At 39.5% G+C, this 25,963-nt stretch carries 22 protein-coding genes; 10 read left to right on the top strand and 12 right to left on the bottom strand.

Annotated elements, in window-relative coordinates; translation table 11 throughout:
• The first annotated feature begins 81 nt into the window (after positions 1-81).
• The 5 genes from yccS (at position 82) to ACM2FC_RS16735 (ending at position 5,677) form a co-directional block, all read left to right on the top strand.
• On the top strand, positions 82-2,253 hold the full coding sequence (gene yccS / locus ACM2FC_RS16755; RefSeq protein WP_498482110.1) for a YccS family putative transporter: 2,172 nt from the start codon (positions 82-84) through the stop codon (positions 2,251-2,253).
• 285 nt (positions 2,254-2,538) lie between these two features.
• Positions 2,539-2,715, top strand: coding sequence for a hypothetical protein (locus ACM2FC_RS16750; RefSeq protein ID WP_498482109.1), 177 nt, complete (start codon positions 2,539-2,541; stop codon positions 2,713-2,715).
• A 98-nt stretch (positions 2,716-2,813) separates the two neighbouring features.
• Positions 2,814-3,134 carry a hypothetical protein gene (locus tag ACM2FC_RS16745; RefSeq protein WP_498482108.1) on the top strand — a complete coding sequence of 107 codons (321 nt, stop codon included), beginning with the start codon at positions 2,814-2,816 and terminating at the stop codon, positions 3,132-3,134.
• Positions 3,135-3,360: 226 nt separating this feature from the next.
• On the top strand, positions 3,361-4,905 hold the full coding sequence (gene glpD / locus ACM2FC_RS16740) for a glycerol-3-phosphate dehydrogenase (RefSeq protein ID WP_498482107.1): 1,545 nt from the start codon (positions 3,361-3,363) through the stop codon (positions 4,903-4,905).
• Between the two features lie 112 nt (positions 4,906-5,017).
• Complete coding sequence (locus tag ACM2FC_RS16735) at positions 5,018-5,677, top strand: PilZ domain-containing protein (RefSeq protein ID WP_498482106.1); 660 nt, start codon at positions 5,018-5,020, stop codon at positions 5,675-5,677.
• A 5-nt stretch (positions 5,678-5,682) separates the two neighbouring features.
• Here ACM2FC_RS16735 and luxQ read toward each other — a convergent pair whose 3' ends face one another.
• The 5 genes from luxQ to ACM2FC_RS16710 form a co-directional block, all read right to left on the bottom strand.
• Positions 5,683-8,253, bottom strand: a complete 2,571-nt coding sequence (gene luxQ / locus ACM2FC_RS16730) for a quorum-sensing autoinducer 2 sensor kinase/phosphatase LuxQ (RefSeq protein ID WP_498482105.1) — start codon at positions 8,251-8,253, stop codon at positions 5,683-5,685.
• Between the two features lie 337 nt (positions 8,254-8,590).
• Positions 8,591-9,721, bottom strand: a complete 1,131-nt coding sequence (locus tag ACM2FC_RS16725) for a conjugal transfer protein TraF (RefSeq protein ID WP_498482104.1) — start codon at positions 9,719-9,721, stop codon at positions 8,591-8,593.
• A gap of 216 nt (positions 9,722-9,937) precedes the next feature.
• A complete protein-coding gene (locus tag ACM2FC_RS16720) occupies positions 9,938-10,228 on the bottom strand; it encodes a GIY-YIG nuclease family protein (RefSeq protein ID WP_498482103.1) in 291 nt (96 codons plus the stop codon).
• Positions 10,229-10,233: 5 nt separating this feature from the next.
• A complete protein-coding gene (locus tag ACM2FC_RS16715; RefSeq protein WP_498482102.1) occupies positions 10,234-10,890 on the bottom strand; it encodes a YceH family protein in 657 nt (218 codons plus the stop codon).
• 28 nt (positions 10,891-10,918) lie between these two features.
• The gene (locus ACM2FC_RS16710) at positions 10,919-11,116 is read right to left on the bottom strand and encodes a hypothetical protein (RefSeq protein WP_498482101.1); all 198 of its coding nucleotides are present in this window, start codon (positions 11,114-11,116) and stop codon (positions 10,919-10,921) included.
• A 192-nt stretch (positions 11,117-11,308) separates the two neighbouring features.
• On the opposite strand from ACM2FC_RS16710, the gene ACM2FC_RS16705 reads away from it, so the two are divergent.
• Together ACM2FC_RS16705 and ACM2FC_RS16700 are read left to right on the top strand one after the other, a co-directional pair.
• Positions 11,309-11,626 (top strand): DUF496 family protein, encoded by a 318-nt coding sequence (locus tag ACM2FC_RS16705; protein ID WP_498482100.1) that lies wholly within the window; start codon positions 11,309-11,311, stop codon positions 11,624-11,626.
• 286 nt (positions 11,627-11,912) lie between these two features.
• A complete protein-coding gene (locus tag ACM2FC_RS16700) occupies positions 11,913-12,143 on the top strand; it encodes a hypothetical protein (RefSeq protein ID WP_498482099.1) in 231 nt (76 codons plus the stop codon).
• Positions 12,144-12,175: 32 nt separating this feature from the next.
• Here the strand turns inward: ACM2FC_RS16700 and glpK are convergent, their stop codons facing one another.
• From glpK to ACM2FC_RS16680, 4 genes are all read right to left on the bottom strand, one after another.
• Positions 12,176-13,699 (bottom strand): glycerol kinase GlpK, encoded by a 1,524-nt coding sequence (glpK, locus tag ACM2FC_RS16695; RefSeq protein WP_498482098.1) that lies wholly within the window; start codon positions 13,697-13,699, stop codon positions 12,176-12,178.
• 181 nt (positions 13,700-13,880) lie between these two features.
• Positions 13,881-14,723 (bottom strand): MIP/aquaporin family protein, encoded by an 843-nt coding sequence (locus tag ACM2FC_RS16690; RefSeq protein WP_498482097.1) that lies wholly within the window; start codon positions 14,721-14,723, stop codon positions 13,881-13,883.
• Between the two features lie 395 nt (positions 14,724-15,118).
• Complete coding sequence (locus ACM2FC_RS16685) at positions 15,119-17,539, bottom strand: bifunctional diguanylate cyclase/phosphodiesterase (protein ID WP_498482096.1); 2,421 nt, start codon at positions 17,537-17,539, stop codon at positions 15,119-15,121.
• Between the two features lie 298 nt (positions 17,540-17,837).
• Positions 17,838-18,746, bottom strand: coding sequence for a DMT family transporter (locus ACM2FC_RS16680; protein ID WP_498482095.1), 909 nt, complete (start codon positions 18,744-18,746; stop codon positions 17,838-17,840).
• Positions 18,747-20,049: 1,303 nt separating this feature from the next.
• Here ACM2FC_RS16680 and ACM2FC_RS16675 point away from each other — a divergent pair.
• On the top strand, positions 20,050-20,796 hold the full coding sequence (locus ACM2FC_RS16675) for an MFS transporter (protein ID WP_498482094.1): 747 nt from the start codon (positions 20,050-20,052) through the stop codon (positions 20,794-20,796).
• Complete coding sequence (locus tag ACM2FC_RS16670) at positions 20,784-21,308, top strand: MFS transporter (RefSeq protein ID WP_498482093.1); 525 nt, start codon at positions 20,784-20,786, stop codon at positions 21,306-21,308. Before ACM2FC_RS16675 ends, ACM2FC_RS16670 begins: the two co-directional genes overlap by 13 nt.
• 98 nt (positions 21,309-21,406) lie before the next feature.
• Here ACM2FC_RS16670 and ACM2FC_RS16665 read toward each other — a convergent pair whose 3' ends face one another.
• Together ACM2FC_RS16665 and ACM2FC_RS16660 are read right to left on the bottom strand one after the other, a co-directional pair.
• A complete protein-coding gene (locus ACM2FC_RS16665; protein WP_498482092.1) occupies positions 21,407-22,450 on the bottom strand; it encodes an aldose epimerase family protein in 1,044 nt (347 codons plus the stop codon).
• A 41-nt stretch (positions 22,451-22,491) separates the two neighbouring features.
• Entirely contained in the window at positions 22,492-23,514 is a 1,023-nt protein-coding gene (locus tag ACM2FC_RS16660) for an L-rhamnose/proton symporter RhaT (RefSeq protein WP_498482091.1), read from the bottom strand.
• Between the two features lie 499 nt (positions 23,515-24,013).
• Here ACM2FC_RS16660 and ACM2FC_RS16655 point away from each other — a divergent pair, with 499 nt between their 5' ends.
• Positions 24,014-24,778 carry an FCD domain-containing protein gene (locus ACM2FC_RS16655; protein ID WP_498482090.1) on the top strand — a complete coding sequence of 255 codons (765 nt, stop codon included), beginning with the start codon at positions 24,014-24,016 and terminating at the stop codon, positions 24,776-24,778.
• Between the two features lie 168 nt (positions 24,779-24,946).
• Here ACM2FC_RS16655 and ACM2FC_RS16650 read toward each other — a convergent pair whose 3' ends face one another.
• Complete coding sequence (locus ACM2FC_RS16650) at positions 24,947-25,954, bottom strand: Ldh family oxidoreductase (RefSeq protein ID WP_498482089.1); 1,008 nt, start codon at positions 25,952-25,954, stop codon at positions 24,947-24,949.
• Positions 25,955-25,963: the final 9 nt, after the last annotated feature.

Below are 25,963 nucleotides of genomic sequence, written 5' to 3'. Positions count from 1 at the left end.
TAGTTCTATCAATAAGAGTAAGATTAGCTGAGTTGTACCACGCAAGGATTCGCACTTAGAGAGGCCATTAGAGTTTAACCAGTGTATTCAGTCAGTCATATCCGCCAACTATGGTCGAACAAAACGATTAACTATAGTCTGCTAGTTTTTGTCACACTTATAACCCTTGTCCTAGCAAGCCAATATTTGGGCTTTCAGCGCTACGATGTACCACTCATTTTAGGTGTCATCGCTGCTGCGCTTTCTATTGACGATGAAAGTTTTATTGGTAGGCTAAAATCTTACACGCTTGCGTTGGTTGGTTTCGCTATCGCTTCTGTGTCGATTCAAATTCTGTATCCTTATCCTATATTTTTTGCGATTGGTTTAGCGGTTTCCACGTTCGGCTTTGTAATGTTGGGTGCTATCGGACCAAGTTATAGAACGTTATCCTTTGGTGCTTTGCTACTTGCCGTATACGCGATGCTCGGTGCGGACAGTTATACAACGCTTTGGCTTCAACCGACACTACTCTTAAGCGGCGCTTTGTGGTTTTTCGTGGTTTCTTTGATATGGCATGCGATCGCACCCATGCATCCTGTTAGGCAACACTTATCTGATATTTTTCATACTCTTTCCAAATACATTCATTGTAAATCTAAACGATTTCACCCCAACATGGAGTTGCCAAACCAAAATCTACGTGTTTCAGAGGCTAGACTAAACAGCGCTATTGTTTCGTCTCTAAATCAGGGCAAGTCCATTTTGCTAAGCCATTCTAGGAGTAGGCTAAGAAGCAGTACTTCACAGCGATATCTAAACATATATTTTTTAGCCCAAGACATTCATGAACGTATTCGATCTAGCCACATCAAATACGACGAATTAGCGGCGTATTTTAGCCGCTCAGATATTATGTTTCGATTTAAACATGTACTGGAGATGCAAGCAGAAGCATGCAGCAATATTGGTCATACTTTGGCAGTAGGCAAAAGTTATAAACACCATAACTCCACAGAGAAAAGCCTAAATGAATTAAAACACTCGTTGAACTACGTAGAAAAACAAGGCAAGTATTCGTCACATATTCTCGACCAACTCAATTTTCTGTATAAAAATTTGGCCACAGTTGAGCGACTTCTTTGTGCTGTGAGTACCCCTGATTCTCATATATTGGAAGAAAGTACCTTACATGACTCTCAGGCTCGTTCGCTAAAATCAAAGTGGACGAACATAAAATCCAGTATGAGCAGGCAGTCTCCGTTTTTTCGGCATGCTATACGCTTATCTGTAGCCTTAGTGGTCGGGTATGTTTTGCTAGAGAGTTTTCATATCAGTCATGGCTACTGGATTATTCTTACGACTTTATTCGTATGCCAACCAAGTTACAGCGCAACAAAGCAAAAGCTAGTGACACGATCGTTGGGAACAATTACTGGTCTGGTATTAGGCACTCCACTACTTATGCTTTTTCCTTCCCCTGCTAGCCAGCTGACAATTATTGTAATATCAGCAGTATTGTTTTTTGCTTTTAGAATTAATAACTACGGATTTGCCACAGCATTCATCACAATTCTTGTCTTGTTTTGCTTTGCACAAGTTGGTGAAGGATATGAAGTTATTTTACCTAGGCTATTAAATACCATATTGGGTTGTATCATCGCCGTGACAGCTGTGACCTACCTGCTCCCTGACTGGCAATCTAAACGAATGAACAAGATAATGTCCGAAGCGATTCGGGCAAACTCTATTTATTTAGATAATATTGTGGCTCAATATCGTGTTGGTAAAAAAGATAACCTAGCCTATCGAGTCACTAGACGCAGTGCCCACGACAAAGATGCAGAGTTAAACACGGCTATTTGTAATATGCTTGCCGAACCACGCAAGCATCGAATTTCAGTTGACGATAGCTTTCGTTTTTTAACTTTAAATCATGCGCTTTTAGGCTACATTTCTGCACTTGGGGCCCACAGACAACGAATTAGTGACGAACGAGCACACGCATTAATGCTCAATGTCCATCAGCTTTTACGTATTCAAATAAACGAGTTAAGTGACAAGCTCTACTCTACGAACGTAAAACCAGCTGATTGTTGTCGCGCTGCTACGTCAAGCGAAATAGAAATGGTGTTGTCTGAATGGCCTGTAAGTGATGACGACACTATCAAACTTGTCGCGCAACAATTACATTTAATTAATCAAATAATTCCAGAGTTATTTAACTTGGTAGAAAGTTTGAACTTAGATCCAAAGGCGTTGAACATTGCTTAGGTTAGAGCGGCTGAGCCTATTCAACTCCAAGGAAATAAAGTACCCAAATAACTTGGTCACCATTACTTAACTATATTTTCAAGTTCAATTCATTAACATAATGAATCAAATCAAAAACTGAAGCAAATAGTAACAAGTTGAATACAGCTTTTTGACAATTTTCGGACAATAACGCTTTTGTCGTTTTTTATCCTTTCACTATATATCACGAGGGTGAGTGGATGAACGGAAACGTCTCTTACTTTCAAGATGATGCAAATAGCATTTATTTTGAGGAAAGATATCATGACCCCAAAGCAATTCGAATTATTCAAAGCTCAAATTAGTCGACTAACACCACAACAGTTACAGATGCTTCAAGGTGAAATTAGTCATAAGAACGAACGGCGCGAGCAGAAGCATCAAGCTTCAGCTTTGTTAACTGAAGAAGAAGTCAACGTTATCTCAAGCTTATTCGCTTGAGTAGCACAACTTGCTAGATTTGCAAATACGTCTTAAGCTTTATTTAAGGTCAGCATACCTTTTTGGAATGAGGACCCAAGCGTGTAAGGAGACGGATTATGTCGGTTTCTATTAGTGAGTCTGGGTATCAGATTGTTAATCAGTCATCGAAAATGGCTGAGGAAGCTGCTCGTGAAATCAAAGATAGATCTCTTCCTACTGAAAAAGCTCCCCCACCAGAACAAAACGATAAATCGCTAGAGTTTAACAAAGTTGATTTTGATAAGGCGAAAGTCGAGCACTCAAAAGAAGATTACGCCTCTTCACACACAGATTCATCAGTTAAACTCAATCAAGCTTCGCGTTATCACCAAATAGGTACAAATGTACTTCAGCGCGATCAAGAGATGATCGGTACTTTATTAGACATTCATGTATAACACGTACCTTTCGAAGCTCCTCAAGTTAAAACTCTTAACAGCTATATAAAATCTTTCGCTCGTTTCACCTTCCTCTATTTTACAGGGCTCAGTAGTAGAGCTTGCATTCGCATATCTTCAAGAATTTGAATTCGCTCAAATAATAAATATTTAACATTTTCTTAATTGACTATTTTGTGGTTATATACGAACATTAAAAGCGCGAACGAACATTAAGGATTCAAAAATGACCATGAGCGTTGTCAAAAACGAAAATAGAATAGAAAACGAAATCCTCGACATCATTGTGGTAGGTGGAGGCATCAATGGTGCTGGAATCGCAGCTGACGCATCAGGTAGAGGCTTAAAAGTTGGCCTTTATGAGGCGAAAGACTTCGCTAGCGCAACCTCATCCGCAAGTTCAAAGCTTATTCATGGCGGACTACGATATTTAGAGCATTACGAGTTTCGTTTGGTAAGTGAAGCACTTGCTGAACGAGAAGTTATTCTAAAGAAAGCACCGCACATCGCATTTCCTATGCGTTTTAGACTACCACATCGACCATTTTTACGTCCTGCGTGGATGATTCGCGCTGGATTATTTCTATATGACCATTTAGGTAAACGAACTTCTCTTCCATCAAGTAAAAAAATTCGCCTTAATGCTGGTAACGTCACCAAAAGTGATTTAAAAGTTGGGTTTGAATATTCCGACTGTTGGGTTGACGATGCTCGTTTGGTTGTCTTAAACGTATTGCAAGCTAAAGAGTACGGTGCTGAAGTTAAGAATTACTGCTCTGTTGTTAAAGCAACTCGTGATGGAGAGATTTGGTCGGTGACAATGAAAGACGACGTTGCCAATACAACATTTACTCGAAAATGCCGAGCATTGGTAAACGCGACAGGTCCTTGGGTGAAAGATTTCATTGATGAAAATATAGATATAAAGTCACCGTACGGAATTCGTTTGATTAAAGGTTCACACATCATCGTTCCAAAAATTCACGATGAAGAACAATCTTATATACTTCAAAATGAAGATAAGCGAATCGTATTTGTTATTCCTTATTTAGGTAAGTTCTCACTTATTGGGACGACTGACGTTGAATACAAAGGCAATCCAAGAGCAGTAGAGATATCAAATGAAGAACGCCAATATCTGGTTGATGTAGCGAATAAGCATTTTGTTAAACAAATTTCTACAGAGGATATTATCAGTACCTTCAGCGGCGTTCGCCCTCTCTGCGATGATGAATCTGATTCACCACAAGCTATCACTCGCGACTATACTCTCTCATTAGATAGCAAAGATAACAAAGCTCCCTTACTTTCAATTTTTGGCGGAAAGCTTACTACCTATAGGAAATTAGGTGAATCAGCAATGAAGCACTTGCAACCATTTTTTCCAAAAATGGGGAAATCTTGGACTGGAGAAGCATTACTTCCTGGCGCTGAATCTTTCAATCAGAAGTCATTGAGTCAGGAATTAACAGTGAAATATCCATTCTTAGGAAAAGAAATGATAAATCGCTGGATACATACCTATGGTAGCCGCGTCAATCGACTATTAAAGAACGTCTCAAACGAAGCCGATCTTGGGGTTAAGTTTTCAGACCACTTATACCAAATCGAAATTGATTACCTGATGTCGAATGAAATGGCGTTTAGTGCCGAAGATATTTTGAAACGACGTACTAAACTGCACCTCCTTCTTACAATACAACAATGCGACGAAGTAGAAAGCTACATAAATAAAGTACATAGTCAGGAAGAAGCTAAGATCATTGCTTAGTTTCGTTTCTAAGACTGAGTGCACAGTTTGATTTTCGAAAGCAGATTTTAACCACCGTTCGCACTATATTATTGATAGATTGACATATAATTTGATTCGGTGTGTGATTTAAGTGAGTAGTGCTGCATCTGAGCTTTTCCCATTATTAAAACCAGGAATGAAACTGTCCGTTGTGCTCGAATTTGGGCCAAAGGACAGTTTTAGCTTTGCTTCTCAATACATCGGTGGAAAGGCCGATTTATATATGATTATCGACTTTCCAGCCAAAGTGAAAGAACAACTCATAATGCGTAAGGTTAACAATACGCGAATTGTAATTAGAGGAGTAAGTGATACCAAAGATGGCGACATCATTGCTTTTAAGAGTACAACATTAGCCCTTATTAACACCCCCACAGGTTTACTTTTTCTAAGGGCCCCACAGCATTATGCTAGAAAGCCTATTCGTGAACACGAGCGTTATAAAATCAACCTGTCAGCAACGATCTCCGCAGAGGGAGAAACCTATAACGCCACATTAGTGGATTTCTCAGTATCTGGGTGCGCAATTCTAATAAAAGAGCAAACCTCATTAAAAGAAAAACTTACACTTCAAATCAGTTCCGATTTAGATGAATATTTAAATAATGATTTAACCGGAAAAATCATATCCCTAACCAAAACAAAACAAGGTACAAAAATTGGAACCAAGTTTACTGAAGAAATATCGTTAGATGAAAAGCTGCGGTCTAAATTACTTGAAGAGGTGTTTAACGCAAGTTCGTTTAATTAGTTACCCTATTTCTTGAAATGATGTTCTCTAAAGTATATAAATGCGTCGTTCAGAGCCTGCTCTTTAATTGGTTTTATAATCACATAATTGGCCCCAGCACTAAGAAAAGCTTGTTGCGTATCTTGCATCCCATCTGCTGTACAAGCGTATATTGGCACCGAAGATTTAAGATCTTCACGAATAGTACGAGTCGCTTCAATACCCCCTAAGTTCGGTAACTGGTTATCCATCAAAACTAAGTCAACCTTGTCGTTGTGCTCTATGTATTCTATTGCTGTAACACCATCCTTGACCCACTCAACATTCATTCCATATTTTTTACAAAATGCCTGAGCAATAAACGCATTGGTATGATTATCTTCAACCAAAAGAACTTCTAGCTTACGGTTAAAAAGTTTAGATGGGTCTGCCTTAAGCGTTGTTGGCTTAATTTTTTCTTTTTGCTGTCTGATTTCGATTGGAAGAGAAACAGTAAACTCCGACCCTTTATTTAATTCACTTTTTACATCAATTTCTCCATAGAGAAGATCAACCAAACTTTTTACAATTGCTAAGCCCAATCCACTGCCACCGTATTCACGTGTAGTCGTTGATTCGGCCTGCACGAACGGATCGAAGATACTCTCCCACCTGTTTCGTTCAATCCCTATTCCTGTATCTTCGACTTTAATGGTGAGTAGTGATTCCTCTTCTGTCTGCTCAAACATGTTTATACTAATTTTCACCTGCCCTTGATGGGTAAATTTAACAGCGTTGCTCGCTAGGTTAAATAATATTTGATTTAGCCGAATCTGATCACTGTATACAATACTGCTCTTATCGACGTTCGACGTTACGCTTAGGAAGATACCCTTGTCTTCACACAGCGGCGTAAAAATTTTATTTACCGCATTCACGAGCTCTTGAAGCCGAAACTCAGCAGCTTGAATATGAAATTTTCCTTGTTCGATTTTAGAAAAGTCTAAGATATCATCCAATACTGCAAGCAAATGTTCACCGCTGCTACAAAGTACTTCAACATGCTCTAGGTTAGAGCGCTCGTTTAGGACCCCTTTTAGAAGCTGCGAAACACCGAGTATGCCATTGAGTGGTGTCCTAAGCTCATGGCTCATTCGAGCTAAAAAATCTGCCCGGATTTGTGCTGATTCCTCAGCCTCTTCTTTCGCTGCTTGGCTTTGTTTTTCCGCTTCTACAAAGCTAGTAATGTCCTGAGCTTGGGCAATGACACTTTGTACACGGTCATTCACAATTATTGGCGAAATGTTCCATCGATAGGTTTTGTCACCAACGGGGACGTTGACCCCAGTGAGTGTTGCTCCTTGGGCAGACATTTGGATCTGAGGTAGAATACTCTCTAACAGCTCTTTACAACCCTGAGTGTTAATGTCTTTGATATTGAAGTGCTTTTGTGCGGACGGGTTCATGTTTAATAACGAACCATCTCTCCCCCACAACATAATCGGAGATAAAGAAAAATTAAATAAGTCTTGAAACTGTCTCTCTTGTTCGTTTAAGCGCTTAAAAGTAAGTTCTAGGCTACGCCCTATCTGGTCAAACTCTGCAATCGAAGAGCCTTCATACGCCTTAATCCTTTTACTTGCAGCCACTTCCGTTGTGTAATTCATCAAATCAATGAGATCTGACGATACTCGCTGCCTAAGCCAAATACGGCTGATGATCGCGACCATGAGTACTGCAAATAAGACCACGCCCAACCATACATAATGACTGCGAGCTAATTGGGCAACTCTTTCATTGTTCTGTACTGTATAGACCGAGATAAACGTTTTCCCCCCATTTACATTCAAATCGGTTTTTGCAATGACAAAAGGGCTACGTTCATGAGTATCACGATAATTTTCTAGTAAAGATTGCCCAGAATAAGCACGCGTGCTGTCTATGGTTGAAGCTATAATTGTCGGTCCTACAGCGACAACAGCATCATCCACGTTACTACCATCTCGTAGTGCGTTCGCTAAGATGAAGTTGTTATTTAATACTATGCCAATGTACATGGTGCCTATCGCATCACCATTATTTGTATCAATAACCGGAGTATGACGCGCAAGTACATATTGAATGCCGAGTAAACTGTTCATTTTAGTTAGACGCCAATTGCTCGTCGTCGACATATCTTCTGCGAGCTTCGCTAAGTCACTAGAAGTAATACCATAGAACCTAGACTGCCTATCATTCCAAATAAGCTTGTGTTTATAAGTAATGAATCGAAAATCAGGAGCTAATGTAGGATCCATGTTATCAATGCTTTCAAAAAAACTATCCAACCGCTCTAAATGAGAATCGGATATGGCGGACACCAATATTCCGCTGCGCGTGTAGCTATCTTGTTGAATCTCTAGGGAGGTCAGTTTGAAGTTAAAAATTGATTGTAGAAGGCTCGATGTTTGCAATGTTGAACGAGCGACTTCAAGAGAAACGATTTGTTTACTCACTTGATAGTTTTGGAAAAGCAACATTAATGTCAAAACAAATACGATAATAAACACCGAGCGCGTTATTAACGTTGCTAAATTTTTTCGTTTCACCGTTGTTGACGGTTTTGATACTCCATCCATTCCTTACCTAAGTACCCAAATACGTTCAAGTGTTAATCGTATTTACTACAACTACAAACAGGCGCTTACTTTGGAAATCTCACATATCACTTAAACTTAACCCCTCTTAAATTTTGCTTACAAACGCTCAAGTTGATGAGCGTTAAGCTGCCAAGGTCAGAGTTTAGCTATCAGTGATACTAACGAGTCATGTGCCACCGCTTTACGTCAAAGTTAAGTATCGCAAGCGTATGTAAGAGTTGAAAGAGAAACTTTTACTTTTATCAATAACAATAGACAAAGCGCACGCAATCGCCTAGTGTGCGCTTAAAAAACAATCACACAGTTAAATGATTAATTAGAAAGTAAACTCCAAATTGGCCGAAACTCCATATTCGTGCTTGCCTGCGTAATTCCCCGCTAGATCGAAGCTCACAAGATCCCCCGGACTTATCCCAACGCCAGCTGTCACTGAGTTGTCTAAAGTGTCCTCTAAATCAATTTGATACCCAGCTCTTAGTTGCACCCAGTCCCAAGCGTTACCTTCAACCCCAAAACGCCAAAACTTAGTATCATCGTTGACATCTGTGAACCGGGATTGTTTGGTTAAATCCAAATCAGAAGTGACAGTAACCAAGCGAGCTGCATAGGCTCCCGATACAGTAACTTGAGTATCAAGCTTATAGGTACTGACTCCACCTACATTTTGTGTGTCGATTTTTTGCGAGAATAAATCTTTTACTGCAATACCTGCTCGGAACTGCTCATGCATCCAAACCGCACCTAAGTCCATATTAAATGCATTCTTTGTAGTTTCGGTTTCGTCGTAATCACTTACGTCAAAATCATTAACGTTTATGTTCTGCTTGTAGGTTCTAAGGCGCTGGATTTTCGGAGTCAACCCAAACGATACATCTTGATTTGCAACTGCCATCCGTTTAGCTAGAGCAACACCAAACTCCAAATAACCAAAAGCTATCAAGTCAATATTAGAGTTTTGATAACGTGTTTGCGTGTCTCCAGCAGAATTGCTAACAAAAGGAGCGATATCTGGCGTACCACTAATTTCCGCATACCCACGAGTAAAAACATTTAATGAGATTTTTTCATGTGGGATAGCGAACGCCGCGCTCACACCAGCACTAACATTCAACGACTTGTTACCTTCTAACTCGTCAAGATACCCGTTTATACTCGTGTAATCGTTAGCGTTTATAGCATCTTGTAGATCGTCAATAACATCCAAGTTGTTATCTGGGTCTCTAAGCTCCGCGCCAATAGCTGGAAGTAACAAACCAAAGTTATCTTTTTCTCGATAGACTGCAACTAAGGCCGGATTATAAAATGGCGCCATAATATAGTTTGCCGTAGTGACACCTACATTACCCATACCATTGCCACGACCATCTGCTACGGTAGTAGCGGCTTCGGCACCCAAAGAAGCTAAGCCGAATGCCCCTATTGCTGAAACTCTTTTTATATTTTTCATTTCCCTGTTCACCTTTGAATCCAATTCAATTTAAATATTAATACATAACAAGGCATTCACAATTTCCATAAAAACTAATTCAAATAGAAGGGATAAATATGAGAGTTATAGTCCAAACAATTTTGACAGGTAAGTAATGTACGTATTGGAACAATAAAAGAAGCTAAGGTATTTGAACGGAAGGGTATTGGAACAGAAGAATATTCAGGTGAAATATTAAGCCATAGTCTCGATAACTTTAGATATTGAATCTGGTTGTCGTATTAAGAGTTCTTTTTTACTTTTAGTCAGTTTTTTGATGGCATACTCAAGCTTAAGTGCCTGACTTCTACTAACACCGACTTGATAAGTCCAGACCAAACTCAGTGGCCCTTTTCCTCTAAGCGACTTGGCACCTTTTCCCTCACAATGCTGTTTATAGCGCCTTTCTATATCAGTTGTAATGCCGCAGTAGAGGTCACCACGGCAATTTCGAATGAGGTAAATAAACCAGATGGATTCGGCCACGAAATTTACAATAAAGAATTGACGAGGTTTCGTAACTCGGAGAGCTCTTGCTTTAGCTCAGCCACTTCATTTTCCAATAGAGAAATTCTGTCGGTTCCGTTTGCTTCACCAGTAGGCTGAAAGGTATTTTCTAACGACGCACTTAGATCTACTTCCCCACTAAATAGATGTTGATAGCGTGATTCACGCTTGCCAGCTTCTCTCGGAAGCTTAACAACCAAAGCCCCCTCTTCTCGGCTTGCCATTTGATCTAACACTGATTCGACTTCTTTAACGTCAGTAAAGCTTGATAACCTGTTGGTTCTTGTTCTTAATTCACCTGGTGTTTGCGCACCTCGAAGTAGTAAACAGCAGACGATGCCTTTTTCTTGTTCACTCAGCTGAAGATCACCAAATTCAGTATTACAAAAACGATGTAAAAACTTACTGGTACGGCTGTTAAAACCACTTTCATCGCTCACGAGACGTTTGGAGATCAAGCTATCTACTGCCGCTTGAACATCAATTTCAGACAAAGCCATTACTGGCTCTCGGTTACTTTTCTGGTTACACGCCGCAGTTAAGCTATTTAACGTTAATGGGTAATAGTCGGGAGTCGTTACTTCTTTTTCAATTAGGCAGCCTATTACTCGCGCTTCATTTGCAGTAAGTTGCATGTTCATGAACGTTCCTTTTAATTCGAAATATTAACTAATGATCCAAAAATAGTGGGCGATGAGTAACATTTCCATCTTCATCCAAAACTACAACCTTCGCTCTCGATAGTTCAACTTCAGTATATTCCAGCTTGTTCCGTTCATGGATATAAGCTTCAGCTACTTTTGAATTTGTAGCCGCTTTAGGCTCTATTACCTCACTTTTAGGGATCACAATCTGTGAAGTATTCATTGGCTTTGATTCCGCATCATTTCTGAGTATGCGCATAATATAGCGACTATCTCAATGATTACAATTATTCCAGCAAAGAAACGGTTATTATTACATCAAAGAACAGTAACTATTGATCTAAAGACTGTTATATAGGCAACCAATGTGATTTAATCGAGCCCAGTTACTGCTTTACTTAGGGGAAAAACGAAAATGAGTAGTGTATTTGAAATCGTTAGCCAAGCGCGCCGTAAAAATAAACTGAAGCGCGAACTTATTGATAACGAGAAAAAAATTCGCGACAACCGCAAACGTGTCGATCTATTGGAAAATCTACTCGACTATATCAAGCCTGATATGCCAACTGAAGAAATTTTCGCAATCATCAAAAACATGAAAGCTGATTATGAAGACCGCGTAGATGACCACATCATCAAAAGCGCTGAGATTTCAAAAGCGCGTAGAGATATTAGCCGCCGTATCCGCGAACTCACAGAAGAAGATAAGCAAACTACTAAAGCGAAAAAGTAATACGATTTTACTTTACTTTTCATGATTGAGCCACCTGATGATAGGTGGCTTTTTAGTGCAACCTATATCGTAACTATGTCTCAAGTTAACTTTTCTAAAAAACGTTTGCGTAATCGCTAACGCTCTCCCTTCTAAACATTGTCACTATAGGCCAATACACCTTAATGCTATATTTGTTAATAACGTTTAGCTGTGGCGTGAGCGTTTCTCGTTTAGGTAATTGTTAATTTAAACTCTCAATCACTTGAATAAATTTTGGATAAGAATATTAGTATTTGAAAGAGCTATGGAAACTATCGAAGTTATCGGTTATGCCGCTTCAATTATGGTGGCAATTTCTCTCACTATGCGTGAAATCGTAAAGTTGCGGGTATTGAATTTTGTTGGTTGTGCACTCTTTGTTGCTTATGGGTTAGCGATAGATGCTTGGCCGGTGGTATTAACCAATAGCTTTATCGCCATCGTTAATGTGTATTACCTAACCAAGATCTATCAATCACGGCACTCCCAAGATTAGTAGAAGGAGATGCCGCAATTAGATGCTAAGAATTAACTTTCGCTGTCTTCCTCATGCATCGAAGCCCAAACTTGCGCACATTTTACTGCACGTTTCCAGCCCTTATAGCGGCGTTGACGTTTTTCTTCATCATGGTGTGGGATAAACGACTTTTCTACCGCTGACTTGTCTGTCAGCTCATCAAGATCATTCCAAAAACCTACCGCGAGACCTGCGAGGTAAGCCGCGCCTAATGCGGTGACTTCAGTGACTTTAGGTCTGTGTACTTTTGTATCCAATACATCCGATTGGAATTGCATTAGGAAGTTGTTAGCTACTGCCCCGCCATCAACTCGAAGAGAGGATAAAGTAGTACCTGAATCCGCTTGCATGGCATCAAGAACATCACGCGTTTGATAGGCAATACTTTCCAGCGTAGCGCGAACTATATGATTAGAGTTTGCGCCGCGAGTTAAACCTACAATAGTTCCACGCGCGTATGGATCCCAATACGGTGCACCTAAACCCGTAAATGCTGGAACAACATAAACCCCATTTGAGGTATCTACTTTTGTTGCAAAATATTCCGAGTCTTTTGCATCTGCCACTAGTTTTAATTCATCACGTAGCCACTGAATAGATGCTCCACCCATGAACACTGCACCCTCTAGAGCGTAAACCGGTTCACCTTTAGGGCCACACGCTAATGTCGTTAATAGCCCATGAGTAGACGTCACTTTTTCGTTACCAGTGTTCATTAACAAGAAACATCCCGTGCCATATGTATTCTTTGCTTGGCCGGCTTTGACGCACATATGACCATATAAAGCAGCTTGTTGATCACCCGCAATCCCAGCAATAGGAATACGAGTCCCGCCCTTACCGCCTAAGTTAGTTTGACCGTATATCTCTGATGAATTCCTAACACTTGGCATCATAGAGAGAGGAATATCGAATTCCTTAAGAAGCGTCTCATCCCATTGCTTAGTGTTTATGTTGAACAACATCGTTCTTGAAGCGTTGGTATAATCTGTTACGTGAACGCGGCCCTGCGTCATTTTCCAGACCAACCACGTATCTACAGTACCAAATAACAACTTACCTTGCTTCGCGAGATCACGAGCACCAGTTACATTGTCTAATATCCATTTGATTTTTGTACCAGAAAAATATGGGTCAAGCACTAAGCCTGTGTTCTCTCGAATATATTCTTCAAGCCCTCGTTCCTTTAGCTCATCGCAAATTTCGGCCGTTCGACGACATTGCCATACGATAGCATTATAGATAGGTTCGCCTGTTTCCTTGTTCCAAACAATCGTTGTTTCCCTTTGGTTGGTAATACCAATACCAGCGATTTGATCAGTACGAATGCCTTTCTTAGTCAGAGCTTCAACGAGAGTTGAACTTTGAGTCGCATAGATCTCCATTGGATCATGTTCTACCCAACCAGCTTGAGGATAAATCTGAGTAAATTCACGCTGAGATACACTCACGATATTTGCATCATGATCTAACACCACAGCTCTTGAACTTGTGGTACCTTGGTCGAGCGCAACCATGTACTTCTTCTCAGTCATGTTGTCCTTCCTTTCAATAAACGTTATTTAAATTTTAGAATATAAAGCCCTAAGTAACCCCAGCTTCGGATAAGCTAAGTCAATCAGCACCGCTCTTTAAGCGTCTAACGGCGTTAAAATCAACGTAATAGACTTATGATTTTAATTTCTTATCCAATCCCGAGGTTAAATAATGGCCAAGTTATGCTTTAGAGTGTTCTAGTTCGTTTTGATTGCTGTCATTTTCAACAGCAACTTGATTTGGCAAATATTGCGCGATGAATTTAGGGTAAGCCCATGCACCAAAACAAGCCCCCAGTATTGGCGCAACAATAGGAACAATAAAATAAGGAATTTGTTTACCACCAGAAAGCGCATAATCCCACCCTGCTAAGTATGCAAATAGTTTAGGTCCAAAATCACGTGCTGGGTTCATAGCAAATCCAGTCAGAGGCCCCAATGAAGAGCCGATAACGGCAATAAGAATGCCAATAAGAAGAGGGTTAAGCGGCCCGCGTACCGCGCCGTTTTTTTCATCACTAAGTGCAAGAATAGCGAACATTAAAATAGCAGTGATCGTAAACTCCACCGCCATTGCACCAAAGAAACTGAGCGCTGGATTAGGGTAAGTCGAAAAAATGCCAGCAGTGGCTAAAGCGGCCTCACTGCTCCTTGCAATGTGGTGAACAATTTCGTATTGAGTAAATAAATTACTATACAAGCCGTACACAAGCGCTGCAGAACAAAATGCGCCTAGTACTTGTGCAGCTATATATGGCAATACTTTTTGTTTATCAAAGCCATGAAATAGTGCCAAAGCTATGGTTACAGCTGGATTGATATGGGCACCTGAAACCCCTGCAGTACAATAAATGGCAATGGAAACACCAAAACCCCAGACTATACTTATTTCCCACTGGCCATAACTTGCACCTGTTAAAACTAAAGCGGCGACGCACCCTACTCCAAAGAAAATAAGTATTCCAGTACCAATAAATTCTGCAATACACTCGCCCAATAGCGTCGGCTTTTCGCTATGATTCATTTGAGCACTCCCTCATGTTACACGTTTTGATATTTGCTTAACCCTTTTACAAAAGGGATTTCTAATTATGTGGAGCGTAATTTTGCATAGTTTGTTACATAGTCAAACTAATCGACATATCTTTTGAGCGTTCGAGCACACAATCATGATAAACGTGCTACATAAGTGTTAAATAGATCGATTTTTTGACCATTAAATTTCTAACGAAATTGATACATAGAAAATTGAGCAGGCATGTAACGTCAAGAATCGTGCTCTAAAGGGAATCTAATTTTAGTAAGAAAAATGGATGGAGTTAAGATTAGCAATAGCCTACAGGTAACTTTTAGGTTACAAAAACACAACAAGTTATACGCACAATTTGTCCATTCTAAGTAATGTTCGAACGAACATTTTTAACCTTTAGTTGTAATTCCAAAGTAACGAGATTGCAATTGTTCAAGAGTCAGTGGGCGCTCGAATAACTTACCTTGCAGTACTTCACACCCTAGTTTAAGCAGCATGCTTTTTTGCATGATATTCTCAACACCTTCCGCAGCTACACGAATATTATTAGATACACCGATCATCGCGATTGTTTTGACCAAGCTGTCATTCTGTGGGTTTACATGTAAGTCAGCGACAAACTCGCTATCAATTTTAATTTCGCTTATCGGTAATGAGTTAAGATACCGAAGCGAAGAGTACCCCTTCCCTAAGTCTCTCAATGACACCTCAAAACCTAACTGATGCAGACTATCTAGAACTGGTTTCAATTTTTTCATCCCTTCTGAAAAAACTTCTTCACTAATTTCTAGGGTCACTCGATTCGTTTCAAAACCGACTTCTTTGGTGATTTCATTAAGTGTCAGGGCAAATTTTTGATACATCAGTTGCTTTGGAGTGACATTGACTGAAATAGACACGGCTCCTTCACCGTTTGGCGATAATTTCAAAATCTCACAACAGGCTTTTTTAAAGGAAAAGTAGCCAATACTCATAATCATGCCCGTAGTTTCGGCAACAGGAATAAACTCTTCCTGAGGAATATAGCCTAAAGAGGCGGAGCACCAACGGGTAATAGCTTCGACACCAACCAGCTTTCCTGATTTTGGTTCAACCCTAGGTTCATAAAGAATATCAAATTCCTTAACTTGAACTGCATTGCGTATCGCATCTTCTAGAGCGAAATTATGTTGTACCTGATCGTTAATTTGTTTGTCATAAAACATCACCGTCCCTTTTGCCTGCTCTTTGGATCGGTATAAAACAATGTCAGCTTTTGATAGTAGCTCCCGAGGTGAAGTCCCATCGCCCGGGAACATTGAAACACCAACACTACAGGAAGTGTTAACAACAGTTCCAAGCAATATAAACTCGTCCTTCATTACATCACACAGCGCCTGCGCTTTCTTTCTTGCTTGTTCAGTAGTGTCTAGAAGAGGAAAACACAATATAAATTCATCACCACCAAAACGAACTAGCATATCTTTTTCATCGATGACCTTTTCGAACTTACGACTGATAGCTTTAAGTAATTCATCTCCAATGTGATGCCCGTGTTGATCATTTACTTTTTTAAAATCATCTAAATCGACAAAAAGTACCGCTAACAATTTGTTTTTCTCTCGGCTATCTTCAATGCCGGTTTGGATGCGCTCTTCGAGCATTAAACGGTTTGGTAACTTAGTTAATGAATCTAAAGTGGCGATTTCTTCCAACTTTTGTCTACTATTTTGTAGCTCAAAGAAATCTTCATCAATTTTATCTTGAAACTTAATAAAACGTATTTGGACATATCGAGTTACGTAGTAGGAAACGGCCGCAAGTACCCCCGCTAATATAAGACATATCACCAGTATCTGTGTGAATTGCTGCCTGTTTTGTTTGGTAATTTGCTCTGTTTGAGCATTAACTAGCTGATCTATTTGAGATAAGTACAAATCCGTTGCGATGATCCATCCCCAAGTAGGAATACTTTTGGCGTAAGTTAATTTATCGAGCGTCCGCATTCTAGTTGGAAGACGGATATCCTCATAACTCACAAATGAACTGCTATTATCTTTAGCTTGAAGGATGTTTTTGTGAAAATGATTGTATAGTGCTTTATTGACTTCTCCCACTTTTACCTTGTCGCGATGGACTAACATTTTACCGTTGGGTCCGAGAACATAAATAAAGCTATTTTTCCCAATCCTAAATTCAGATAACCGTGTCAGGACACGTTCAACAATTTTTGGACTGACAGGAGTAATGTACTCTTCAGTGCCAATAAACCAGTCTAGGGGTTCAAAATATTGACCATAGCGTATTTTTTCTACCCCATAATCAGCCCCACTTGGCTTTCGATGCCACCACCGATAAAACGCTCCACCAGTGGGAGAGTTTTCTATCAGCTGAATTTGCTCTCGTATATCGTACCTTCCCGATTCAGTTCTAGAATCCCACATTGATTCCCCCTGAAATTCGGGGACCATTGGATGCATTATATTGACACCATCCATTTGAAATATATAGAAATAGCCAGACCCTTCATTAAATACCAAATCTTGTAAGGATCGAATGATCAGGTTTTCTATTTCGTCTCTTGGTTTATTGAGATTTTCATTGTAAATTTTTGTCGCAATCGCATGAACGATTCGTACATGCTCCTTGATATCTTCCTTCAAAATATCAATGGTTAAGCTCTTTTCGAATTCAAGGTTTTGCGCAATATTTTCCAATTGCCTTCTGATGGTTTGTTTTTGAGTATCTAAAAAATCTTTACGTAGGTTTGTTGAAAGCTGCTCAGTGTGATCATGATTTTCTTTGTAAATAACGATCAGAATTATCGCCATAAAGATTAGCGTAACAGCTACAGGCAAAAACTTTATTGTCCTTAGTAATTTTTTGTCTGCAATTGATGGCAAATTATTCTCTCTTCACAAAGCCCGCAACAAATTGAGTTCCATTTACTTGGTTTGTAATAAATGAGCAACTAAATTTTTGAGAATTCACTCCTAAATAGTTTAGAGCATAAAAGGCAATGATGCCTTTTGCTAAAGGCTTAAAAGACAAAGGTGAAGAAAGAAAAATTTGGCTCAAATCGATAGGGACTCAAAAGAGAACAGGCCACTTTACGTGGCCTTTGCACATTTAACTGGTTGTACCTCGTAACTTTTGCGCAATTCTGTTGAATGGGAGTTTAGTTAACAATATACCCAATAATAATGGCACCAACATTAACAGAGATTGATTTGACATCGTCTTGTGAGTAACAAGGTCTGATAAAAGTAACGCGATTAAAGGAAATATCAAAAAGCATATCGAAGCCGTAAAAGGTGTAGACACCTGACCTAACCTAAAGTACGCGACAATTCCTCCTACACTCGCGACAACACCTAGATACACGACTGCGAGAATAGAAGTTAGCGTGAAACTCGCAAAATGAATATTTTCAGTAAAGAAAGCAGTAATAAACAGCAGCATTGAAGCGATATAGCATGGTAAAGCGTTGTAAGTAATAACCTTAATATCTTTACAATGCTTCTGAACAAACACGTACATAACAGAATGAATGACCACCGCTAAAATAAGTGCCCCCGCTCCTAGCAACAGATTGTCTCCACTGATTCCGAGTTCATGCGATAGAATGACATACAAGCTGAACACTGACATAAATATGCCTACATACTGATGAAAAGAAAGTCGTAAATTCAAGAAAAACATCGACATAATCATCACAGCAATGGGCATATTTGCGAAAATAACTGAAGCCAAGCCTGAAGATATATATTTCTCACCAGCGATCATGAGCGTAAAAGGTATCGCAAAATAAAAAATAGCGATAATAAACATCCACTTTTTCTTTCCCTTTGGAAACAATAACGGTTGTTTAAACACTTTTGATAAACATACCAATATTGGCGACGCGATAAAAAATCTTAGCCCGGTAGCAAATATAGGTGGAATACTTGTAACTGCAATTTCCATCGCCAGCCAAGTCGTACCCCAAATCAAACATACTGAACAAAATAACATCAGCATCAATTTGTTGTTATTCATCATTTTTCCTTCCAATCTCGAACTTTACTTTTATTTTTATGCTGACAACCACGAGATATGAGTTTGTAGGAAAAACAAACTCTAAGTACAAGGGGTTGAAGTTTTGAGTAGAATACGTGCTACTAGATAGAATTGCTTTACCTATTAACAACCAATCACAAGCCAAAATAGAAATTAAAAACTTAAAATAGATATTTTCTAGATTATTTTTCTAAAATATATTAACAATATAGTAATTTTATTATTCATTCATGAAGCCAATGACTATTGTACTAAGGTCAGACGACAGTCGGTATCTATCATAAAGAGTCTAGAGATGAATATTAATGCACTAATCTAAGACCGAAAGAATTTATGTGCCTAGACCACATTAACCTTATGTTGAAACCTCTTTAAATTGCTCTGCTTTACGTAAGAGATCTCTCACATTTCATGTAAGACTTTGTATGCAAAAGCACTAGCAATAAACAAAAATATCAACTTATCTGTTTGTATATTATATATATTAATTATAATTTTAATGCCGAATTGATGTTGCTTTTATGTTAACGGCATTGTGAAATTATGTAAATTCTCTATTCTTATAAGTGCAGGCAAGGAGCTGGCATTGAATACAAACGTAAAGGATTTACAGTTTCTAGGATGGAAACAAGGTTATTCAGAATGGATGAATAATCTGAATAGAAAGGATACATGGACGTTTGGATGTTGGAGTGGATTTCCAACAAGCAAGAAGCTAAGGACACCGCTAGGATGGCGAAGATCAGGATAAGCTAAAGGATTTAGCAACTGTCAGGATTGATGCACGGAGCATACTCGTAGCAGGACGCTGCAAGTAAGGAATAAGCCCCAAAAGTCTTTTGAACTTATGGGGCTTTCTTTTCGACAGCACCAAGAGGCTTGGTACCCATCTATTGATGTTCCCTTCTATTTAATGTCTTAACTCTGCAAGTTCTACATACCTACCAATTTTAAACTACGTAAAACACCTCATTATTGTTAAACCAATTACAAAAAAGGTCTAATCACGCCCCATTACCTTGACTCGAAATCACAAATTTAAAATACAAAGTCAATAATAAATCGTAGCAACCCTACCAATTAAATAAATATTATTGATTATATTTCAGTATCTTAATTCAAATTAAAGTTAAATCACTAGTGTTTACCAATAAATCACATTGGTTGATGAATATACCCATTTGTGATCAAATCTAAATATTAGTTAGTACCAAGTAGCTACAATCCCAGCCATAACAAAAACAAATGGTATGTTTTTAATCAATCCATAGGAAATGAAAATATGTATACGAAGCATCGTTACTTTGTCCTGGTGTTACTATTTATTGGTTCTATGATCAATTACTTAGATCGAAGTGCTCTATCTATATTAGCTCCTTATATCACAGAAGAACTACACGTTAACAAAGCGCAGTTAGGCATGATTTTTTCCAGTTTTGCCGTTGGGTATGGGATTTTTTGTTTTGTCGGTGGTTGGTTGGCAGATAAGTTTGGATCATTCAAAGTCTATACCAGCGTTATGCTTACTTGGTCAGCTTTTGCCGCCTTATCTGGAGCAGCTTGGAATTTTGTTTCACTGTTGATTATTCGTGTTTTATTCGGAGCTGCGGAGGGACCTATGGGTTCAGTCACGAATAAAACCATTGTCGAATGGTTTCCCAAAGAGGAGCGAGCACGAGCAGTTGGCTCCGCATTTTCTGGTAACCCACTAGGTGGTGCTATTGCCGCTCCAATCGTCGCTTCATTAGCAATATATGTAGGTTGGCGCTGGGCTTTTGTTGCTATTGGATCTCTAGGTATATTCTGGGTTATTGCTTGGGTACTGGTTAATAAAAGGAAACCTTATGCCCTCAAAACAGTTGATAGCGACTCGATTAAAACTAGAGTAGAAATAGCCCAATCAAAAGAGCAGCCCCTACCACTCACTTACTATTTAAAACACCCTATCATTTCATACACGGCCTTTGCTTTCTTCGCGTATTCGTACATTCTTTCTTCTTTATGTCATGGTTTCCTATGTATCTGTTAGACGTACGCAATTTAGATATTCAGTCATTGGCGATTATGAATTCTCTACCTTGGGCAATAGGCGCAATAGGGTTAGTGAGTGGAGGATTTATTTCAGACTTCATCTATAAAAAAACAAATAATTTATTGTTTAGTAGAAAAAGCGTCATTGTGGTTGGGCTAATCGTAGCGGCAGTATGTATTGTCATGTCTGCTTTGGCTGCTAGCTTAGTCAGTGCAATGATTCTAATGTCAGTGGGAATGTGTGCCATGTATGTTACAACGTCATGTTACTGGGCTATAGTACAAGACACCGTTCAAGGCTCTAATGTCGGCGCCGTATCAGGCTTTATACACTTACTCGCCAACTCTGCTGGCATTATTGCACCTTTGGCTACAGGATTCATCGTTCAATATACAGGCAGTTATTTAGCTGCATTTTTTGTCGTAGGAGGCTTGGCTATTGTCGCTTCTTTGCTAATGATGTTGTTTGGCAAGCCGCCAAAAACTGAGCTCCAACCAACAGCTGTGTAATTTTTAGATAGTAGAGTAAAACGGCCCTGTGACTAACTCGACATTGCTAGTTAGTCGCAGGGCCATTGTTCCAAGGGCTATTTAAACGGGTTGATTAATTACCATTTGAACTTAAAAACTGTTTGTGAGGTATACATATGACCTTTTTTAGTAATAGAGTTGGGCGATTTCTTTATATTTGGCCCATTAGGGTAGCGTGACGTTTCACAACAAAAACCTTTGTACTGCCCATACTTCTCTTGTTCGTTTCTTTGTAATTTATTAGATGTATATTTGCCAGTATAAAATAACATCGTAGGCTCTGTCGTATACACTTGTAGCTCTAGGCCATTACTCGGATTGGTCACTGTCGCAGCTTGAATCAGGTTCTGTGTTGGATTATCGAAAACATAGAAGTGCTCAAACCCATCATTTAATTTGTCCTGCACTTCTCTGATAGTCTTCCCTTGGCGTAAGTCTTCGACTGCCTCAGTAACATCCCGTATGCCTCCAGTACATGCACCACTACTGTCAACCTGCAGTAGTTGATGTGAATTCACTGTCACCTGATAGTTTTCAACTGTTTCTCGAAAATCACTTAAATTAAAATAACTGTGGTTGGTTAATGAAATCGGCGTATCTTCGTCTGGTATTGCCTCATATCTCAAGGTAATTTCGTTTTCATCTGTCAGCCCAATAATGACTTTAGTGGCAACATTTCCGTTGAACCCTTCTTCGAGTGACAGACTATCCATACAAAACTCGACTTCACTACTTTCTCGCAAAATGTTAGACGACCATATTTTTTTATCAAACCCGACCGCACCACCATGGAGGCTATTGTCGCCGCAATTCTGAGTTAAATGATATGTATGGCCATTTAATTGATACTTCGCGTCTTTGATCTGAGAGGCGTACCTGCCGACAGTGCAGCCAAAATAAGGAGCATTGTCCAAGTAATCTTCTGACAAGTAACCAGAAACGTCATCGAAACCGCACACCGCTTGTAACCTGCACTCTTCCGATTCTAGCGGTAGCTCGACTGATGTAATGGTTGCGCCATAATCTGATATAGATATTGCCATACCATTTTTATTCTCTAGCCGGTAAAGAGTAAGGTCGTTTATTCCTGTTGTTCCAAAACTTTCTTTTGATATTTTCATTGATTGTTCCGTTATTAGTTTATAAATATAAACATCAACAATTAAGCTGCCATACTGTTACCAAAGGCAATAATTACCACACCAATAATCATGCAAGCTAAACCTATATATAGCGCTCTTTTTGAGGAAGTGCTGGCTGAAACCCACTCTTTAGTCACCAAACCCGCTAAGATTGCAATCGCAAGTGACACTGTATTGTAGATAGCGTAACCCACAGAATTGCCTACTTGCCCAAGAGAAAACGCGGCGTAAGCGAATATTGCAGAAGCAGAAAAGTTCAATATCGCCATAATCGACGTCATTGAGATATTTTTGGTCAAATATTTGGTGTTGAAGTTTGTCCAGTGATTATTTTTGGTGATCTGATAGGCAAAATAAGGAACAACAAATATCGCTGCAGATAAATAAATTACATCCATAACTTCTATTGAAGCCATCCACTCGGGGTTTCCCTGAGCAACAATCAAACGTTTAATTTCACTTGAGCCAACTGCGTTAGCAAAACTAAATCCTGTTGCAAATAAACCACCAACTACAGCTATTCCTATTCCCACAAGCATATGCGCAATATGATGCTCCTCAGAAGAAACATCCTCGCTTGACTTGTGCTTTTGCCTTAGTATCCCCGCATACCCGTTGGCTACCACGCCAACTAGAACCACTGTTATACCAACCAAAATCGTAAAAAACACATCGTCGGCTGGCAAGCCATCAACAACAAACGGAATCAATGAGCCGACTAATATCACTGTTCCGATAAATAGTGAGAACCCAAGTGATAAACCAATATGACTTATCGCTTTGCCCCACATCATCATGCCTATTCCCCAAAGTATCCCAGCGACAACCATTTTTATTAATATATCTGTAGGCAGCGCGACCAAAATCGAACCAAAACCATGTATTAGTGTTAATCCGGCAACTAGTGGCACGACTAGCAAAGCGGTAAAGAAAAATGTTCCCCAAGTATTTTCATGTGAAAAACCAACTGCATACTTTTCTGGTAAGGCATACAACCCCAACATAATACCAGCAGCTACAGCCCAAAAAATTCCTTCAATCATATTTGTTACTCCAATATTGTGCCTACCAAGCCTGAAGGTAGGCGGCATATTTACAAACTATGATGTGCATAGCTCATTTGTATTTAAAAAGATTTAGAATTAGCCCAAAAAGGCTCAACCTGTAATTCTTTGTAGCTACTAAGAAGATTGGTAAAAAGTTTAAACTGGTAGACACATTACTGCACAAAACAACAAATGATCAACCAATATCATATTGATAGAAACCAATTTACTTGAACTGTGAAGTAACTCAAAAATAGCCTCAATGCACACATTGATTATTCAAACGTATACTCAAAAACAAGCACATGTCACAAAAAGGATCATAGTCCATAATAATCAGATAGTTATAACATAGCATTGATGTGTGAAAAATTTTCTCAGTAAACTTGCTAGTGATAAGCGTACTGACTTGTGAAGCCATCACCGATTTGCCAGTTGTTAATTTGTATGATTCTTCTTAATATTGGTAAACCAGTAATAATTCAAAGGCATGGACATGAAAGTGAAAACAGAAAGTAATGCCCGTAGGCGCTACTTTGATATTGGCACAGAAATAGAAAAGCAATTAGTGACAGGACGTTACAAACCTGGCGAAAAACTACCTTCTGAACGAGAACTAGGTGAACAATTCAATACAAGCCGAGCTATCATCCGAGAAGCCATCATTATGTTGGAACTGAAAGAGTTAGTAGAAGTGCGTCAGGGAGCTGGAATCTTCTTTAAAGATATACCCCAAAGCCAAACACCGACTGTAGAAACTGGGCTTTATATTGACGCTGTAGGGCCATTTGAGCTTTTGCAGGCACGATCTGTACTTGAGACTAGTATCGTACAGTTTGCTGCCGTAAATATTAAGCTGAGTGAATTACAAGAGCTACGCAACATTATACAAAAGCAGAAACAATGTCTTGCTGGTGATGGTGAATCTTTTGAAAGGCTCGACCGCGAGTTTCATCTCTGTATTGCGGAAGCCACACAGAACCGGATTTTAATAGAAACCGCAAAGCGAATGTGGAATGTAGTACGGACAGAAAACCCTTTGTGGAACCAACTCAATACTCGCTATTTACATGAGGATGACTTGAAGCAAAGTTGGTTAAAGGAACACACGAAAATCTATGCCGCCCTACAAAAAAGAGACCCAAGGCTCGCACATGAAGCCATGAGTGAGCATCTTCACCACAGTAAAGCTGAGTTAGCTAAATTGGTCGATTTTCAACAAACGGATACACTAGAATTGGACGACTACTTTTTTACTTAAACTTACTCTATTTAGTCAACTTTTTCTGCGATTAGGCTACAACAACAAAGGAAAAGTATTATCTCTATTGAATTCAAACGACACAGTCTAGAGTGTGTTGACCTTATATAAAAAAACAAGAGAGTGGTTGACTCTCTTGATTCCACAAAATTTTAGTTTCCCAGAAAGTTACGACTGTAAATACTGATACACGCCGTTGGCAACTGGGATTCCGAACTCATCACACTCTGCTTGGTAGGCCACTTGAGGGTCGTTTGGTGCTCGAACTTTTTCGACACCAGGTATTGGTTTAACAGCCCTTAGTTCACACACCATCGCCGCCATTGTTGTGGCAAATAGCGCATTGCCTAACGATTCCGGGTTAATCACGATAACCAAACTCGCTAGCTTGCGAGCCTTTTCGTAATCACCATACATTTTTACGATATGGTTGCTGTAGTTCGCCCCCATCAAAACTCCGGTTAACGCGTCAATTGACAGGGAGATACCAGATCCTTTGTGACCACCAAATGGTAAAAGAGTTTCCACTTTATGAGGGTCTGTTGTTTCATGCCCGTCTTCATCAAGTGCCAAGCCTTTACCTATAGATTGCCCCGTTTCTTTTGCATGTAGCAATTTCCCATATGCTGTTGCGCTAGTGGCCATATCGACAATCATTGGATGAGAGCCTTCCACAGGAAATCCAAACGCGATTGGGTTTGTACCAAGGAATTTTTCAGCCCCGCCGTAGGGAGCAACACAGGTATCGGTTTGAGTCATCGCAATTGCAACCATACCTTCAGAAGTTGCTTGCTCTGCAAAATAAGACAATGCTCCGCAGTGAGAAGTATTTTTAACACTGACAAAACCAAGCCCCGTTTCTTTCGCAAGTTTGATTCCATGTTTAGTAGCTGCTTTTAGTGCAGAATGTCCCATTCCATCGTCAGAATCCAAAATGGCTACTGATGGCGAAACCTGTTCAATAGAAAACTTAGCATTTGGATTTAACCCACCCGCATTCAAGCGAGTGCAATAGTGTTCAACACGCATAACCCCATGAGAGTGGACTCCGGTTTTGTCTGCATGAACCAATACGTCTACCACTTCACCAGCGGTTGTAACATCAAGCCCTGCAGCCTGTAATTTATTCAAGCATAGTTGGCGTAGGTCGGTTTCGTTTACTCTAGTTGTTTCCATTTTTTACTC

It is taken from the genome of Vibrio sp. A37, from assembly GCF_059777565.1.
The sequence above is the reverse complement of the archived record's forward strand: the minus strand, read 5'-3'. Positions and strand labels throughout refer to the sequence as shown.